This window comes from Xanthomonas graminis pv. graminis, assembly GCF_030168915.1.
In the GTDB taxonomy this organism is placed as follows: Bacteria; Pseudomonadota; Gammaproteobacteria; order Xanthomonadales; family Xanthomonadaceae; genus Xanthomonas_A; species Xanthomonas_A translucens.
This window is the reverse complement of the sequence record NZ_CP076255.1, coordinates 2,752,264-2,767,731: the sequence shown is the minus strand read 5'-3', so window position 1 is coordinate 2,767,731 and position 15,468 is coordinate 2,752,264. Positions and strand designations below refer to the sequence as shown.

At 68.3% G+C, this 15,468-nt stretch carries 13 protein-coding genes and 2 pseudogenes; 8 read left to right on the top strand and 7 right to left on the bottom strand.

Annotated features, from left to right (window positions below):
* Positions 1-90: 90 nt before the first annotated feature.
* A complete protein-coding gene (gene htpX, locus KHF85_RS11960; RefSeq protein WP_064538137.1) occupies positions 91-975 on the top strand; it encodes a protease HtpX in 885 nt (294 codons plus the stop codon).
* Positions 976-1,082: 107 nt separating this feature from the next.
* Here the strand turns inward: htpX and KHF85_RS11955 are convergent, their stop codons facing one another.
* From KHF85_RS11955 to KHF85_RS11945, 3 genes are all read right to left on the bottom strand, one after another.
* Positions 1,083-3,155 (bottom strand): EAL domain-containing response regulator, encoded by a 2,073-nt coding sequence (locus KHF85_RS11955; RefSeq protein WP_284566836.1) that lies wholly within the window; start codon positions 3,153-3,155, stop codon positions 1,083-1,085.
* Positions 3,156-3,274: 119 nt separating this feature from the next.
* Positions 3,275-4,471 (bottom strand): BaiN/RdsA family NAD(P)/FAD-dependent oxidoreductase, encoded by a 1,197-nt coding sequence (locus tag KHF85_RS11950; RefSeq protein ID WP_284566835.1) that lies wholly within the window; start codon positions 4,469-4,471, stop codon positions 3,275-3,277.
* A complete protein-coding gene (locus tag KHF85_RS11945) occupies positions 4,468-5,013 on the bottom strand; it encodes a YaeQ family protein (RefSeq protein ID WP_284566834.1) in 546 nt (181 codons plus the stop codon). Before KHF85_RS11945 ends, KHF85_RS11950 begins: the two co-directional genes overlap by 4 nt.
* A gap of 42 nt (positions 5,014-5,055) precedes the next feature.
* Here KHF85_RS11945 and KHF85_RS11940 point away from each other — a divergent pair, with 42 nt between their 5' ends.
* Positions 5,056-5,961 (top strand): pseudouridine synthase, encoded by a 906-nt coding sequence (locus KHF85_RS11940; protein WP_284566833.1) that lies wholly within the window; start codon positions 5,056-5,058, stop codon positions 5,959-5,961.
* A gap of 89 nt (positions 5,962-6,050) precedes the next feature.
* On the opposite strand, the gene KHF85_RS11935 is transcribed toward KHF85_RS11940, so the two are convergent.
* Positions 6,051-7,007 (bottom strand): IS1595 family transposase, encoded by a 957-nt coding sequence (locus KHF85_RS11935; protein WP_284566649.1) that lies wholly within the window; start codon positions 7,005-7,007, stop codon positions 6,051-6,053.
* 493 nt (positions 7,008-7,500) lie between these two features.
* Between KHF85_RS11935 and KHF85_RS11930 the strand changes: the two genes are divergently transcribed.
* Positions 7,501-7,710, top strand: a complete 210-nt coding sequence (locus tag KHF85_RS11930; RefSeq protein ID WP_284566832.1) for a cold-shock protein — start codon at positions 7,501-7,503, stop codon at positions 7,708-7,710.
* A gap of 199 nt (positions 7,711-7,909) precedes the next feature.
* Positions 7,910-8,605: a glutathione S-transferase family protein gene (locus tag KHF85_RS11925; protein ID WP_064538131.1), complete on the top strand. Its 696-nt coding sequence runs from the start codon at positions 7,910-7,912 to the stop codon at positions 8,603-8,605.
* A gap of 47 nt (positions 8,606-8,652) precedes the next feature.
* Here KHF85_RS11925 and KHF85_RS11920 read toward each other — a convergent pair whose 3' ends face one another.
* The gene (locus KHF85_RS11920; protein ID WP_284566831.1) at positions 8,653-9,549 is read right to left on the bottom strand and encodes an alpha/beta hydrolase; all 897 of its coding nucleotides are present in this window, start codon (positions 9,547-9,549) and stop codon (positions 8,653-8,655) included.
* 202 nt (positions 9,550-9,751) lie between these two features.
* The gene (locus tag KHF85_RS11915; protein WP_284566649.1) at positions 9,752-10,708 is read right to left on the bottom strand and encodes an IS1595 family transposase; all 957 of its coding nucleotides are present in this window, start codon (positions 10,706-10,708) and stop codon (positions 9,752-9,754) included.
* Positions 10,709-10,815: 107 nt separating this feature from the next.
* Here KHF85_RS11915 and KHF85_RS11910 point away from each other — a divergent pair.
* From KHF85_RS11910 to KHF85_RS11900, 3 genes and pseudogenes are all read left to right on the top strand, one after another.
* Positions 10,816-11,991: pseudogene (locus tag KHF85_RS11910) on the top strand (protein adenylyltransferase SelO); the annotation flags it as partial.
* A 73-nt stretch (positions 11,992-12,064) separates the two neighbouring features.
* The gene (locus KHF85_RS11905) at positions 12,065-13,021 is read left to right on the top strand and encodes an IS1595 family transposase (protein ID WP_284566649.1); all 957 of its coding nucleotides are present in this window, start codon (positions 12,065-12,067) and stop codon (positions 13,019-13,021) included.
* A 9-nt stretch (positions 13,022-13,030) separates the two neighbouring features.
* Positions 13,031-13,414 (top strand): annotated as a pseudogene (locus tag KHF85_RS11900) (hypothetical protein); the annotation flags it as partial.
* A 130-nt stretch (positions 13,415-13,544) separates the two neighbouring features.
* On the opposite strand, the gene KHF85_RS11895 reads toward KHF85_RS11900, so the two are convergent.
* Entirely contained in the window at positions 13,545-14,183 is a 639-nt protein-coding gene (locus tag KHF85_RS11895; protein WP_284566830.1) for a TetR/AcrR family transcriptional regulator, read from the bottom strand.
* A 128-nt stretch (positions 14,184-14,311) separates the two neighbouring features.
* Here KHF85_RS11895 and KHF85_RS11890 point away from each other — a divergent pair, with 128 nt between their 5' ends.
* Positions 14,312-15,466, top strand: a complete 1,155-nt coding sequence (locus KHF85_RS11890) for an efflux RND transporter periplasmic adaptor subunit (RefSeq protein ID WP_284566829.1) — start codon at positions 14,312-14,314, stop codon at positions 15,464-15,466.
* Positions 15,467-15,468 lie beyond the last annotated feature (2 nt).

Sequence of the window (15,468 nt, the reverse complement as noted above, 5' to 3'; positions counted from 1 at the left end):
CGTCGGTCAGGTATGCGCTTGAATTCAAGCTGTACGCGCCGCAGATCCGAACCAATCCTTCATGTTTCCAGGTGCGGAGTCCACGCTCACATGTTCAATCGAATCGCCTTGTTCCTCATCACCAATCTGGCGGTGCTGGTGCTGGCCGGCATTGTCATGTCCGTGTTCGGGATCAATCCCAACCAGATGGGCGGCCTGCTGGTGATGGCCGCGCTGTTCGGCTTCGGCGGCTCGCTGGTGTCGCTGCTGCTGTCCAAGTTCATGGCCAAGCGCGCCACCGGCGCGCAGGTGATCGCCGAGCCGCGCAACCACACCGAGCGCTGGCTGCTCGAGACGGTACGGCGGCAGGCGCAGGCCGCCGGTATCGGCATGCCCGAGGTCGCGGTCTACGACGGCCCGGAGATCAATGCCTTCGCCACCGGCGCCAACCGCAACAACGCGCTGGTGGCGGTGTCCACCGGCCTGCTGCAGAACATGACCGAAGACGAAGCCGAGGCCGTGCTGGCCCATGAGATCAGCCATGTCGCCAATGGCGACATGGTGACGATGGCGCTGCTGCAGGGCGTGCTGAACACCTTCGTGATCGTGCTGGCGCGGGTGGTCGGCGGGGTGGTGGACGGCTACCTGTCCGGCAACCGCGACGGCCGCCGCGGCCTGGCCTACTACGCGATCGTGATGGTGCTGGAGCTGGTGTTCGGCCTGTTCGCGACGATGATCGCGATGTGGTTCTCGCGTTACCGCGAGTTCCGCGCCGATGCCGGCGGCGCCAGCCTGGCCGGGCGCAACAAGATGATCGCGGCGCTGCAGCGGCTGGAACTCAACCACGGGCAGAGCACGCTGCCGTCGCAGGTGCAGGCGTTCGGCATCGCCGGCGGCCTGGGCCAGGGCGTGCGCAAGCTGTTCATGAGCCACCCACCGCTGTCCGAGCGCATCGCCACGCTGCGCGCCTCGCACCGCAACGCGACGGTGAGCTAAAGCCACCGCACCAACGGAACGCAGCGGCTCATCATCCGTTTCCACCCATAGCGTTTCAGCGTCAGTCAACCGCTTTCCCGAGTCCCGGGTCCCGGGTCCCGAGACCTTCAAGCAAAATCGAACGTCATCCCCGGCCCAGCCAGTCCGACGAATTCGCCCTGCACGTAATCCACGCCGGCGCTGAACAGCAGGCTCATCGAGGCGGCGTCGGCGACGCACTCGGCGATGCTGCGGATCCCGGCCGACTGCGCGCGCTCGGTGATCTCGCGGATCTTGTCCTGGTGCTCGCGGGTCTGCGCCAGGTCCTGGGTGAAGCCGGGGTCCAGTTTCAGGAACGAGGGCTGGAAGTGCGCCAGCAGTTGGAACGAGTCCAGGCCCGAACCGAACTGCTCCAGTCCGACCTTGCAGCCCAGGCCGGCGGCTTCGGCCAGGAACTGCTGCGCGTTGCGCAGGTGGGTGAACACCTTGGCTTCCGGCGTCTGCAGCCACAGCCGCTCGCCGGGCACGCCGTGCGCGGCCAGTTCGCGCCGGATCAATTCCACCATCTGCAGATCGGCGAAGGCATCCGGGCTGATATTGACCAGCAGGCTGGTGGCGTGGCCGGCACGCTGGCGCTCGCCGATCACCGCGATCGCGCGCGCCACCACCCAGCGGTCGATCTCGGCCATCAGCCCATGTTCGGCGGCGATGCCGAGGAACGTGGTCGGGCCGATGATCTCGTCGTTGCGCTCCAGGCGCAGGTAAGCCTCGTACAGTTCGTGTTGCTCGCCCTGCAGGTTCAGCACCGGCTGGTAATGCAGCAGGAAGCCGTCGCCGGCCAGCGCCTCGCGCAGCTGCTGGACCCAGCGCTGGATGCGCTCTTCCTCGACCCGGTCGGCCGCGCCGGGGTCGAAGATCTTGCAGGCGTTGCCGCCCAGTTCGATGGTGGCCTGCACGTTCTCGCTGGCGCGGGCCAGGACCTGGCCGACGGTGGCGATCTTCTCGCCGATCTGCACACCGCCGATGCTGACGGTGACCGTGGCCGAGCGCTCGCCGACGCTGAACACGTGCGCCGCGTAGGCGTTGAGCAGGCGTTCGGCCTGCGCCGCGGTACGGCCGTAGTCGCCCTGCAGCAGCAGCGCGAAGTTGTGCTCGCCGAAGCGCGCGGCATGCACGTCGCCGTCGATCGCCGCGGCCAGATGCTGGGCCAGCGCCGCGACCAGCGCGTCGGCCGAGTCCAGACCGATGTCGGCCAGCAGCCGCGTGTAGTGGTCGGGTTCGACCAGCAGGAAGCCGTAGTGGCTATCGCCGCGGCCGACCTGGGCCACCGCGTTCTCCAGCGCCAGCATGAAAGTCGGGCGGTTGAGCAGGCCGGTGACCTGGTCGCGCTGGCGCAGGTCCTCGACCTCGCGCGCCAGTTCCGGATCGAATTCCTCGCGGCGGCGGAACACCACCTGCACGCAGGCCTCGCCCTCGTAGCTGGCGGTGGCGAACTCCATCGTCGCCGGGAAGCTCTCGCCCTCCATGGTGCGCGCATCGACCTGGTACTGCGCCGGCGGCGGTTCGCCCTTGCCCAGCGACTTCAGCAATTGCTTGAATTCCTCCACGTGCTGCGGCGCGACCATGTCCAGCAGCGAGACGCCCTCGACGTCGTCGAACGAGCCGAAGCCGAACATCTCCAGGTAGGCGTCGTTGGCGCGGATGTGCATGCCTTCGTGGATGTAGGCGATCGGATCGCGCGAGGAGGCGATCAGCGCGTCGCAGCGGCGCTCGGTCTCGCGCATCTGCGCCTCGATCCGGCGCAGCCCGCGGCGCGCCTGCAGGTCGGCCCAGGTGGTGCGCAGTACCGACAGCAGGTGCTCGGGGCGCTGGCGCAGGGCGATCGCGCGGGCGCCGCCGGCCACCGCCTCCACCCATTCGTTCTCGTCGATGCTGTCGGCGAGCAGGATCACCGGGATGTCCTTGCCGCTGGCGCCCACCCGCTGCAGCACCTGCGGCAGCGGGATGGTCTGCGAGCGCGCGCTCAGCACCAGGTCGATCGGCTGTGCGGCGAGCATCGCGCCCAACTCCTCGGCGTGCTGCGGCCGCGACGGCCGCACCGCGATGCCGCTGTTGCGCAGGCTGCTGACGATCGCTTCGGCGTTTTCACCGCTATCGTCGACGATCATCAGACGTAGGGTGATGTCTTTGCCTGGTTGCATGAAGCCTCCCTGAGACGGGGTTTAATACACGATGCCCGCTGTGGCGTCCATGTGGGGTGCAGGGATGGCGAATCCCAAATCCCCGCTTTCAACAGCCGAATGGCTGCTCATCCCGGCCCTCAGACCACCGAGCCAGCCGCGTGGCCCGAGGCCCAGGCCCACTGGAAGTTGTAGCCGCCCAGCCAGCCGGTCACGTCCAGCACTTCGCCGACGAAATACAGGCCGGGCACCTGGCGCGATTCCATGGTCGCCGACGACACCTGATTGGTGTCCACCCCGCCCAGGGTGACCTCGGCGGTGCGGTAGCCTTCGGTGCCGCTGGCCACCAGCGGCCAGGCGCCGAGCAGGGCGGCGGCGGCGCGCAACTGCGGTTCGTCGAGCTGGCGCACCGGCTTGTCCGGCAGCCAGACCTCGCACAGGCGCTGCGCGAAGCGGCGCGGCAGCGCCTCGCCCAGCACCGTGCGCAGCTCGGCGGCGCCGCGCAGGCGCTTTTGTTCGCGCAGCCAGGCGGCCGCGTCCTGCCCGGGCAGCAGGTCCAGGCGCAGGTCGTCGCCCGGCTGCCAGTACGAGGAGATCTGCAGGATCGCCGGGCCGCTGATGCCGCGGTGGGTGATCAGCATGAAGTTGCGGAAGCTGGCGCCGTTGCAGCTGGCTTCCACCGGCAGCGCCAGTCCGGACAGGTCCTGCAGGCGTTCCTGGTGCTTGCCGCTGAGGGTCAGCGGCACCAGCCCGGCGCGGGTCGGCAGCAGCGCGTGGCCGAACTGGCGCGCCAGTTCGTAGCCGAAGCCGCTGGCGCCCAGGCTGGGGATGGACAGCCCGCCGCTGGCCACCACCAGCGAGGCGGCATGCAGCGGGCCGTCGTCGGTGTCGATGCGGAAGCCCTCGCTGCCGCGTTCCACCCCGCGCACCGCACACTGGGTGCGGATGGTCACCCCGGCCGCGTCGCACTCGTCCACCAGCATGCGCACGATCTGCTTGGAGGAGATGTCGCAGAACAGTTGGCCCAGTTCCTTCTCGTGGTAGGCGATGGCGTGGCGCTCGACCATCTCGACGAAGTCGGACGGGTGGTAACGCGCCAGCGCCGACTTGCAGAAGTGCGGGTTGGCGGACAGGAAATTGCCCGGGCCGGTGCCGGTATTGGTGAAATTGCAGCGCCCGCCGCCGGACATCAGGATCTTCTTGCCGACCTTGTTGGCGTGCTCGATCACCCGTACGCGGCGGCCGCGGCGGCCGGCGGTCAGCGCGCACATCAGCCCGGCGGCGCCGGCGCCGATGACGGCGACATCGACGCGGAGAGGCTCGGCGCGCGCGTTCATGCCGCGGCTTTGCGCACCGTCGGGGTGAAGGTGACGCTGGCCTCGTCGCCGAGCAGTTGCACTTCGCCGTCCTGGATCACCACGTCGAAGCGCATGCTGCGCTGGATCAGTTCGGCCGCCGCGGCGACCGCGTCGCCGGGCAGGTCGAGCACCTGCAGCGGCTTGAGCTTGAGCAGGCCGGAGCCGTTTTTCTCCCACCAGATGTCGGCGAGGCGGCCGCCATAGTTGACCACCAGCACCTCGCGGGCGCGGCCGCAGGCCTTGCGGATGCGCGATTCGTCGGGCTGGCCGACCTCGATCCATTGCTCGATCGCGCCGGTGTAGTCCATCCGCCACAGGTCCGGCTCGTCGTCGCTGCTCAGGCCCTTGCCGAACAGCAGGCGCTCCTCGGCGAACAGGGCGAAGGTCAGCAGCCGCGCCATCAGCCGCTGGTCGGTCTCGGACGGGTGCTGGGCCAGGGTCAGCGAATGCGCCGCGTAGTAGCCGCGGTCCATGTCGGAGATCTGCAGTTCGGCCTTGCGGAGGGTGGCGGTGAGGGCCATGCGGCTACCGGGATCAAAGGGCGGCCATGATAATGCGTGGCGATGTCCGATCCCCGCCCACCGTCCGCATTGGTTCCGGCCCCGAGCCGCTGGCAGCTGCCGCCGGGGCCGTGGCCGACCCTGCTGGACGGCTTGTGCGCGCGCTTCCCGCAGGTGTCGCGGGCGCAATGGCAGGAGCGTTGCGATCGCGGCCGGGTACAGGATCGGCACGGGCGGCCGCTGCCGGCGGCGCTGCCGTACCGGGTCGGGCTGGACGTGCGCTACTTCCGCGAGGTCGCCGACGAGGCGCCAATCGCCGGGGTGGAGCGCATCGTCTACGCCGATGCGCACCTGGTGGTGGCCGACAAGCCGCATGGGCTGCCGGTCACCCCGTCCGGGCGCTACCTGCGCGAGACCTTGTTGGCGCGGCTGGTGGCGCGATTGGGCAATCCGGCGCTGGTGCCGCTGCACCGGCTGGACCGCGCCACCGCCGGGCTGGTGCTGTTCTCGGCCGATCCGGGCAGCCGCGGCGCGTACCAGGCGTTGTTCCGCGAGCGGCGCATCGCCAAGACCTATCAGGCGCTGGCTCCGGCCTTGCCGGGACGGGCGTTTCCGCTGCTGCGTGCGAGCCGGCTGGTGCGCGGCGAGCCGTTCTTCCGCATGGCCGAGGCCGACGGCGAGGCCAACAGCCTGACCCGGATCGCGGTGCTGGATGCGCCGGACGGACCGCTATGGCGCTATGCGCTGGCGCCGGTGACCGGGCGCAAGCACCAGCTGCGCGTGCACATGGCCGCGCTGGGTGCGCCGATCCTGGGCGATACGCTGTATCCGCAGTTGCGTGCCGAAGGCGAAGGCGAGCCGGCCGGCGTCCTGCAATTGCTGGCGTGCGGCTTGGCGTTCCACGATCCGCTCAGCGGGCAGGCGCGCAGCTTCGCCAGTGCGCAGGCGCTGGTTTGGCCGGCGGAATAGCCGGCGCAATGGGGGGGCCTCATGCGCTTGAATCAGCGGGACGCCTCGCGCCTGACCCTCACCCCAACCCCGCTCCCGGGGGGACCTGATTAGCGCTGTGTCTCAGCTGTCGTACGCAGTTGCTGCTCTGTGAGCCTTCCCGCGCCGGCCAGGGCACTGGCCAGGCGCGGCACCATGGCGGCCAGGTTGAAGCGGCGATTGAAGCGGTAGGCATGCGCATGCAGGTAGCGCGCGCCGTATTTGGGGAAGTCCACCGCATGGTGGGTGCCGCTAAGCGCCGTTTTGAGATTGCCCAGGATCGTATTGACCCAACGCAGACGAGGCTGCTGGACGCCTTTGCGGCCGCTTCCGGTCACGATGGCATCGTGGGTCAGGCCTGCCCAGCCCACACCGGTGAACGCTGTCAGCCCATCACTGACGACATGGGTGCCCGGTGCCAGTGCCTGCTGAGCCCACGTGTGCACGACGCTTCTTCGGAAGCTGGAGACCACATCCAGGCGGAGATAGCGCGGGCGCCCTTGATGCAGGGAAACCGCTGCAATAAACGGCACTTTATTGCGCCACTGCGGTTGGCCTGGACCACCGGCGCGTTCGCCGCCCAGATAGGCATCATCGATCTGGACCTCTCCGTCGAGCCGGCGTGACTGCTCACGATCGGCCATCGCCGACATCACTTTGTGCTTGATCCGCCATGCAGTGCGATAGCACACGCCCAGTTGCCGAGCCAGTTCCAGCGCAGCAATTCCGTTCTTGGCTTGGCTCACCAGATAGATGGCCAGCCACCACACCCGCAAGGGAAGCTTGGTGTCTGCCATGGGCGTGCCGGCGGTCAAGCTGGTCTGTACCCGGCAGCGCGCGCACTGCCACAGGTGCTGGCGTCCCCGCTCAAAGCCACTGGCATGCGTGTGTCCGCACTGCGGACACACGAAGCCATTGGGCCACCTGGCCTGAACCAAGGCCTCGACACATTGCGCCTCGGAGCCGTAGCGGCTCAGAAAAGCCGGAATCGAAAGCCCCTTTTGGAACTGGATCCGATTGAGCGTCATCGCCGTATCTCACTGAAGAACCTGCATTTCTAAACCAAGGCAGCATCACCAGCTGAGACACAGCGCTAATCAGGCCGGGGGGAGAGGGGCTATGCATCTCATTCCCTTCTGCCACCGGGACCATGGCCCTTTTCGGGCGGAAATGGCCGGCAGGGCCGGATGAGGGTCCGGGCGAAGCCTCGTAGGGTCGGAACTGCGCTAGGCTTTGCGCGGAATGGCGAGGGTATCGGCCGCATCGGCCAACGCTTTAGGCCTGGGTTCAGCTTCTTTGTGGGGGATCTCGGTTTGTCTACACAAACTTGTCGCTTTTTGGGAACGACCCGCGTATGGTGCATCCCACTGTGTTTGCTAGGGTCACCGTGAATCGTGGCCTGGTGCAGTTGATCTCGCGATCCGCTTCATCGTTCCGCTTTACCAACGCCTGCAACTCAGTCTCGGCCCCGATACCCGGTGGCTGCGATTTTCTTCAATTCAATGTTTCAGGAGTTAGTAAATGAGCGATCGTCAGAGCGGTACCGTCAAGTGGTTCAACGATGCCAAGGGCTTCGGCTTCATCACCCCGGAAATCGGTGCGGACCTGTTCGTGCATTTCCGCGCGATCCAGGGCACCGGCTTCAAGTCGCTGCAGGAAGGCCAGAAGGTGACCTTCGTCGCCGTCCAGGGCCAGAAGGGCATGCAGGCCGACCAGGTGCAGGCCGTCTGATTTAGACGCCAGCTACCGCAAGGTTGCCAAAACGCCGGGAGCGCAAGTTCTCGGCGTTTTTCATTTGCGCGCCGTGGCGCCGCGGTTGCCACGATCGGTCCGTGCTCGCATCGGGGCGTAGCCGCGCCTGCATTGCATGCGCGGCCTGCCGCCGGGTACGGCTACCATTGCCGGCCCCGCGTCCTCCGGAGCCGTCGCCATGATCACCGTCCATCACCTCAACCAGTCCCGTTCCCAGCGCGTGCTGTGGCTGCTGGAGGAACTGGCGCTGCCCTACCAGGTGGTCAAGTACCAGCGCGACAAGCAGACCATGCTGGCGCCGGCGGAACTGCGCGCGATCCATCCGCTGGGCAAGTCGCCGGTGCTGGTCGACGACGGCCACGTGCTGGCCGAATCCGGCGCGATCCTCGATTACCTGGTGGAGCGCTACGACACCGGGCGCGCGCTGTCGCCGTCGCCGCAGCCGCTGGAGGCGCCCGAGCGCCTGCGCTACCGCTACTGGATGCATTACGCCGAAGGCTCGGCGATGCCGCCGCTGCTGATGAGCCTGGTGTTCGGGCGCATCCGTTCGGCGAAGATGCCGTTCTTCGCGCGGCCGATCGCCCGCGCCATCGTCGACAAGGCGATGCACGGCTTCGTCGGCCCGCAGCTGACGCTGCACCTGGACTGGATGGAGCGCGAGCTGGCCGCCACCGGCTGGTTCGCCGGCGAGCGCTTCACCGCCGCCGACGTGCAGATGAGCTTTCCGGTGCAGGCCGCGGCCGCGCGCGCCGGGCTGCAGGCCTATCCGAACCTGGCCGGTTTCGTGCAACGGATCGAGCAGCGCCCGGCTTACCAGCGCGCGCTGCAGCAGGGCGGGCCGTTCGAGCTGCTCGGCAGCGGCAAGGCCGGCTGAGGCCGGGCGTCGCGCGCGGCGCGGGCGCTCGCCACGCCGTGCCGGGTTCACGGTGGCGGCATGCGCGGCTGGCACTGGCGCACGAAGGCGATGCTGTCGGCCATGACTGGCAGCGCCGGATCGTCCTTGCGCAGCGCCAACGCCAGGGGCAGGTGGCCGACACCGGGATAGAGCTTCAGTTCGGCGGGCACGCCGGCGCGTTGCAAGGCCGCCTGCAGCGACTGGCTGTCGCGCGGTTCGACCACGCGGTCGTCTGCGCCGTGCAGCAGCAGCGCCGGCGGTTCGTCGCCATCGACGAAGGCGACCGGTTGCGAGCGCCGCTGCTGCGCCGGGTCGCGGCCGAACATGCCGATCAGGTCGGGATCGGTCAGCGGCAGGAAGTCGTAGGGACCGGCCAGGCCGACCAGACCGCATAGCTGCCGCGGCGACAGGCCCTGCGCCTGCAGCCAGCGGCCGTCGCTGGCCAGCAGCGCGGCCATGTGCGCGCCGGCGGAATGGCCCATCAGCACCAGCCGCTGCGGGTCGCCGCCGTGCTCGGCGGCATGGCGCTGGCTCCAGGCCACGGCGGCGGCGGCGTCGTGCATGAAGCCGTCCAGGGTCACCTGCGGGTATTTGCGGTAATCCGGCACGATCGCGACCACGCCGTGCCGCGCCAGCGCCTCGCCGGCCCAGCGGTATTGCTGGCGGTTGCCGGTCTTCCAGGTGCCGCCGTGGAAGAACACCACCACCGGCGCGTCCTCGGCTGCGGCCGGGCGGTAGACGTCGAGCTTCAAACCATGCGCTGCATCGAACACGATGCCGCGCTGCTCGCTCAGCCCGTGGCGCCCGGAGCCGGCGTTGAGGCCGGCGAAGAACACGCTGCTGCAAGCGGAGACCAGCAGCGAGGACAGCGCGACCAGCAGGTGGCGCGGCCAGCGCGGCGGCAACGGCGAACGTTCGGACATGGACGGTACCTGCAGGAAAGGAGCGGAAGCATGCCGCATGCGCATGTCGGCAGCGAGTGCATGGTGTGGCGGTGCTGCAGGCACTACGCGGGAGATGACGTTGCGGATGCGCTGTGCCGGCTGCAGGCGCAGCCTCGTGCACTCCACTGCGCCAGGCGCTTTGCGCCGGACCCTCACCCCAACCCCTCTCCCGACGGCCTGATTAGCGCTGTGTCTCAGCTGTCGTACGCAGTTGCTGCTCTGTGAGCCTTCCCGCGCCGGCCAGGGCACTGGCCAGGCGCGGCACCATGGCGGCCAGGTTGAAGCGGCGATTGAAGCGGTAGGCATGCGCATGCAGGTAGCGCGCGCCGTATTTGGGGAAGTCCACCGCATGGTGGGTGCCGCTAAGCGCCGTTTTGAGATTGCCCAGGATCGTATTGACCCAACGCAGACGAGGCTGCTGGACGCCTTTGCGGCCGCTTCCGGTCACGATGGCATCGTGGGTCAGGCCTGCCCAGCCCACACCGGTGAACGCTGTCAGCCCATCACTGACGACATGGGTGCCCGGTGCCAGTGCCTGCTGAGCCCACGTGTGCACGACGCTTCTTCGGAAGCTGGAGACCACATCCAGGCGGAGATAGCGCGGGCGCCCTTGATGCAGGGAAACCGCTGCAATAAACGGCACTTTATTGCGCCACTGCGGTTGGCCTGGACCACCGGCGCGTTCGCCGCCCAGATAGGCATCATCGATCTGGACCTCTCCGTCGAGCCGGCGTGACTGCTCACGATCGGCCATCGCCGACATCACTTTGTGCTTGATCCGCCATGCAGTGCGATAGCACACGCCCAGTTGCCGAGCCAGTTCCAGCGCAGCAATTCCGTTCTTGGCTTGGCTCACCAGATAGATGGCCAGCCACCACACCCGCAAGGGAAGCTTGGTGTCTGCCATGGGCGTGCCGGCGGTCAAGCTGGTCTGTACCCGGCAGCGCGCGCACTGCCACAGGTGCTGGCGTCCCCGCTCAAAGCCACTGGCATGCGTGTGTCCGCACTGCGGACACACGAAGCCATTGGGCCACCTGGCCTGAACCAAGGCCTCGACACATTGCGCCTCGGAGCCGTAGCGGCTCAGAAAAGCCGGAATCGAAAGCCCCTTTTGGAACTGGATCCGATTGAGCGTCATCGCCGTATCTCACTGAAGAACCTGCATTTCTAAACCAAGGCAGCATCACCAGCTGAGACACAGCGCTAATCAGGTCCCGACGGGACAGGCGCTGTAAGCTGATGCTTATGCCTGCATTGCGCTTCGACAACCGTTTCACCGCCGAATTGCCCGGCGATCCCGAGCATGGCCCGCGCCTGCGCGAGGTGTTGGGCGCGCTGTGGTCGGAGGTCGCGCCGACGCCGGTGGCCGCGCCACAGCTGCTGGCCCACTCGCGCGAGGTCGCGGCGATGCTGGGCTTCTCGGAGCAGGAGGTGCTCGCGCCGCAGTTCGCCGAAGTCTTCGCCGGCAACGCGCTGTACCCGGGCATGCGGCCGTACGCGGCGAACTACGGCGGTCACCAGTTCGGGCATTGGGCCGGGCAGCTCGGCGACGGCCGCGCGATCGCGCTGGGCGAGGCGCTGGGCGCGGACGGACGACGCTGGGAGCTGCAGCTCAAGGGCGCCGGGCGCACGCCGTATTCGCGCGGCGCCGACGGCCGCGCGGTGCTGCGCTCGTCGATCCGCGAATTCCTGTGCAGCGAAGCCATGCACCACCTCGGCGTGCCGACCACGCGCGCGCTGAGTCTGGTCGCCAGCGGCGAGCGCGTGGTGCGCGACATGTTCTACGACGGCCATCCGCGTGCCGAGCCGGGTGCGGTGGTGTGCCGGGTCGCGCCATCGTTCGTGCGCTTCGGCAGTTTCGAACTGCCGGCCGCGCGCGGCGACACGGCCTTGCTGCGGCAGCTGGCCGACGTCGTGATCGACCGCGATTTTCCCGAACTGCAGGCACGTGGCGCCACGCGCTACGCCGACTGGTTCGGCGAGGTCTGCGCGCGCACCGCGGCGATGGTGGCGCAGTGGATGCGGGTCGGCTTCGTGCACGGGGTGATGAACACCGACAACATGTCGATCCTGGGGTTGACCATCGACTACGGCCCTTACGGCTGGATCGACGACTACGATCCGGACTGGACGCCGAACACCACCGATGCGCAGGGCCGCCGCTACCGTTTCGGCACCCAGCCGCAGATCGCGTACTGGAATCTGACCCGCCTGGCGCAGGCGCTGGCGCCGTTGTTCGCCGACGTGGCGCCGCTGCAGGCTGGACTGGCGCGTTTTCGCCAGACATACGCGCAGGCCGAACGCGACACTGCCGCCGCCAAGCTCGGCCTGGCCGCATGCGGCGAGACCGACCTGGCGCTGATGCAGGATCTGTTGCAACTCCTGCAGCAGGGCGAGGTGGACATGACCCTATGGTTCCGCCTGATTAGCGCTGTGTCTCAGCTGGTGATGCTGCCTTGGTTTAGAAATGCAGGTTCTTCAGTGAGATACGGCGATGACGCTCAATCGGATCCAGTTCCAAAAGGGGCTTTCGATTCCGGCTTTTCTGAGCCGCTACGGCTCCGAGGCGCAATGTGTCGAGGCCTTGGTTCAGGCCAGGTGGCCCAATGGCTTCGTGTGTCCGCAGTGCGGACACACGCATGCCAGTGGCTTTGAGCGGGGACGCCAGCACCTGTGGCAGTGCGCGCGCTGCCGGGTACAGACCAGCTTGACCGCCGGCACGCCCATGGCAGACACCAAGCTTCCCTTGCGGGTGTGGTGGCTGGCCATCTATCTGGTGAGCCAAGCCAAGAACGGAATTGCTGCGCTGGAACTGGCTCGGCAACTGGGCGTGTGCTATCGCACTGCATGGCGGATCAAGCACAAAGTGATGTCGGCGATGGCCGATCGTGAGCAGTCACGCCGGCTCGACGGAGAGGTCCAGATCGATGATGCCTATCTGGGCGGCGAACGCGCCGGTGGTCCAGGCCAACCGCAGTGGCGCAATAAAGTGCCGTTTATTGCAGCGGTTTCCCTGCATCAAGGGCGCCCGCGCTATCTCCGCCTGGATGTGGTCTCCAGCTTCCGAAGAAGCGTCGTGCACACGTGGGCTCAGCAGGCACTGGCACCGGGCACCCATGTCGTCAGTGATGGGCTGACAGCGTTCACCGGTGTGGGCTGGGCAGGCCTGACCCACGATGCCATCGTGACCGGAAGCGGCCGCAAAGGCGTCCAGCAGCCTCGTCTGCGTTGGGTCAATACGATCCTGGGCAATCTCAAAACGGCGCTTAGCGGCACCCACCATGCGGTGGACTTCCCCAAATACGGCGCGCGCTACCTGCATGCGCATGCCTACCGCTTCAATCGCCGCTTCAACCTGGCCGCCATGGTGCCGCGCCTGGCCAGTGCCCTGGCCGGCGCGGGAAGGCTCACAGAGCAGCAACTGCGTACGACAGCTGAGACACAGCGCTAATCAGGATGGTTCCGCGGGCTGAGCGCGGCGCAGCTGCCGACGCTGGCGGACCTGGCCGTTGCGTTCTACGACCCGGCCAAGCTGGCCGCGCAGGCGCCGGCATTCGACGCCTGGCTGGCGCACTATGCGCAGCGGCTGCAGGCCGATCCGCTGCCGGCGGCCGTGCGCGTGGCGAAGATGCGCGCGGCCAATCCGCGCTACGTGCTGCGCAATTACCTGGCGCAGCAGGCGATCGACCGGGCCGAGCAGGGCGACGCCGACGGCATCGCCGAATTGCTGGACGTGCTGCGCCGGCCCTACGACGAGCAGCCGGGACGCGAGGCGTTCGCGGCGCGGCGCCCGGACTGGGCGCGCGAACGCGCCGGCTGCTCGATGCTGTCGTGCAGTTCCTGACGATGCGTGAAGCACTGTAGGAGGGGCTTCAGCCCCGACGCTTTGCCGGCAACATGTCGGGACTGAAGTCCCTCCTGAAAGCTCCGCATCGCCGTGATTTCTCAGTCGCGCCGTCAGGCCCGGATGGACGTCAGCGCGGCGCAGCTGCGCGATAGCGCCAGGCGGCAAGGAACGTGGCCACCACTTCCGCCGCCAACGCCTGCTGGCTGTCGCGATCCGGGGCCTGCCCGTTGAGCATCGCGCCGGGGTAGGCGTAGCCGATCGCCGCGCCGATGAAGGCGCTGGCGGCCAGCATGGGCGAGGCCACGCTGACGTCACCGCGCGCATCCAGCCTCTGCAGCAGGTCGCTCAGGCGCTGGCGCAGGCGCCCGGTGCGGCGCTGGTGCATCGACTGCAGCAGGTCCGGCATCTGCGCGCTGGCCTGCACCAGCAGCCGATGCAGGCGCAGCGAGGACGGCGCGTACAGGTGCGCCTGCACGGTCAGCGCGATCTGCTGCAGCGTGCGCGGCAGGTCCTGCGAAGCCGCATCGCCGATGTTCTCCAGCTGCGCCTGCAGTTCCTCGTTCAGCGCCTCGAACACCTGCATCAACAGGTCGGCCTTGCTGGAGAAATGGTTGTACAGGCTCTGCCGGGTGAGCCCGGCATGCAGCGCGATCTGCTCCAGCGAGACCTCCAGGCCGTGCTCCAGCAGCAGTTCGCGCGCGGCGCGCAACAACCGCGGCCGCGCCAGCGCGGGACGCCCGCGCTGACGGCCGGCCGGCGCAACCACGCCTGTCTCGGCGGCCGCTGCGACGGGGTGAGGCGGCGTCGCGCGGGCGATTGTGCGATCCTTCATGTTTATTTATTTGTCTTTAAGTAAATTAAATGATCCTCCCCCCAGCCTCCAGGATCAAGCGCATGCCCGCGCCTCTCGTCCAGCGTTCCCGCCGCACGCTGTCGCTGCTGCTGTGCATCGCCCTCGTCACACTCGCCGGCTGCAAGGGCGAACGCACCGCACCGCCGGCGCAGGCCAGGACCGTGGGGGTGCTGACCTTGCAGCCGCAAAGCGTGCCGCTCAGCGCCGAACTGGCCGGGCGCACCGCCGCCTCCGAAGAATCCGAAGTGCGCCCTCAGGTCGGCGGGATCCTGCGCAAGCGGCTGTTCGAGGAGGGCGCGATGGTGCGTGCCGGGCAGCCGCTGTTCCAGATCGAGCCGGTCCTGTACCAGGCTGCGGCCAACGAGGCGCAAGCCAACCTGGCCACCGCCGAGGCCACGCTGGCCACCGCCAAGTTGCGTGCCGAGCGTTATCGCGAACTGGGCAAGACCCGGCTGGCCGCGCAGCAGGACGTGGACGACGCCCAGGCCACCTACAAGGAAGCGCTGGCCAGCCGCGACGCCAACCGCGCCGCGCTGGACACCGCGCGCACCCAGCTGCGCTTCGCTACGGTGGAGGCGCCGATCAGCGGCCGCATCGGCCGCGCGCGGGTGACCCCGGGCGCGCTGGTCACCGCCAGCCAGGCCGATGCGATCGCCAAGATCCAGCAGCTGGATCCGATGAACGTGGACATCACCCAGTCCGGCAGCCAGTTCCTGGCGCTGCGCCGCGCGATCGCCGCCGGCGGGGTGCAGCCGGCGGCCGCCGAGGTGCGGCTGAAGCTGTCCGACGGCAGCGACTACCCGCTGCCGGGCACGCTGCAGTTCGCCGACATCGACGTGGAGGAAACCACCGGCAGCGTGACCCTGCGCGCGCGCTTCCCCAACCCTGACGCGCAGCTGTTGCCCGGCATGTACGTGCGCGCGATCGTCGGCCAGGGCATCCGCCAGCAGGCGCTGCTGGTGCCGCAGGCGGCGGTGGACCGTACGCCGCGCGGCGACGCGCAGGCCTGGGTGGTGGGCGCCGACAACATCGTGCGCCAGCGCCAGTTCACCACGCTGCGCGCGGTCGGCGACCGCTGGCTGGTGGGCGATGGGCTCAAGCCCGGCGAGCGGGTGGTGGTGGAGGGCCGGCAGGGACTCAGCGACGGCGCCAAGGTCACCGTCAAGCCGGCCGCCGCTGCCGCCGGCAAAGGCTGAGC

Excerpts from the sequence above, each read along its gene's own strand:
- htpX (WP_064538137.1), top strand. The coding sequence starts at position 91 with ATGTTCAATCGAATCGCCTTGTTCCTCATCACCAATCTGGCGGTGCTG.
- KHF85_RS11955 (WP_284566836.1), bottom strand. The coding sequence starts at position 3,155 with ATGCAACCAGGCAAAGACATCACCCTACGTCTGATGATCGTCGACGAT.
- KHF85_RS11950 (WP_284566835.1), bottom strand. The coding sequence starts at position 4,471 with ATGAACGCGCGCGCCGAGCCTCTCCGCGTCGATGTCGCCGTCATCGGC.
- KHF85_RS11945 (WP_284566834.1), bottom strand. The coding sequence starts at position 5,013 with ATGGCCCTCACCGCCACCCTCCGCAAGGCCGAACTGCAGATCTCCGAC.
- KHF85_RS11940 (WP_284566833.1), top strand. The coding sequence starts at position 5,056 with ATGTCCGATCCCCGCCCACCGTCCGCATTGGTTCCGGCCCCGAGCCGC.
- KHF85_RS11935 (WP_284566649.1), bottom strand. The coding sequence starts at position 7,007 with ATGACGCTCAATCGGATCCAGTTCCAAAAGGGGCTTTCGATTCCGGCT.
- KHF85_RS11930 (WP_284566832.1), top strand. The coding sequence starts at position 7,501 with ATGAGCGATCGTCAGAGCGGTACCGTCAAGTGGTTCAACGATGCCAAG.
- KHF85_RS11925 (WP_064538131.1), top strand. The coding sequence starts at position 7,910 with ATGATCACCGTCCATCACCTCAACCAGTCCCGTTCCCAGCGCGTGCTG.
- KHF85_RS11920 (WP_284566831.1), bottom strand. The coding sequence starts at position 9,549 with ATGTCCGAACGTTCGCCGTTGCCGCCGCGCTGGCCGCGCCACCTGCTG.
- KHF85_RS11915 (WP_284566649.1), bottom strand. The coding sequence starts at position 10,708 with ATGACGCTCAATCGGATCCAGTTCCAAAAGGGGCTTTCGATTCCGGCT.
- KHF85_RS11905 (WP_284566649.1), top strand. The coding sequence starts at position 12,065 with ATGACGCTCAATCGGATCCAGTTCCAAAAGGGGCTTTCGATTCCGGCT.
- KHF85_RS11890 (WP_284566829.1), top strand. The coding sequence starts at position 14,312 with ATGCCCGCGCCTCTCGTCCAGCGTTCCCGCCGCACGCTGTCGCTGCTG.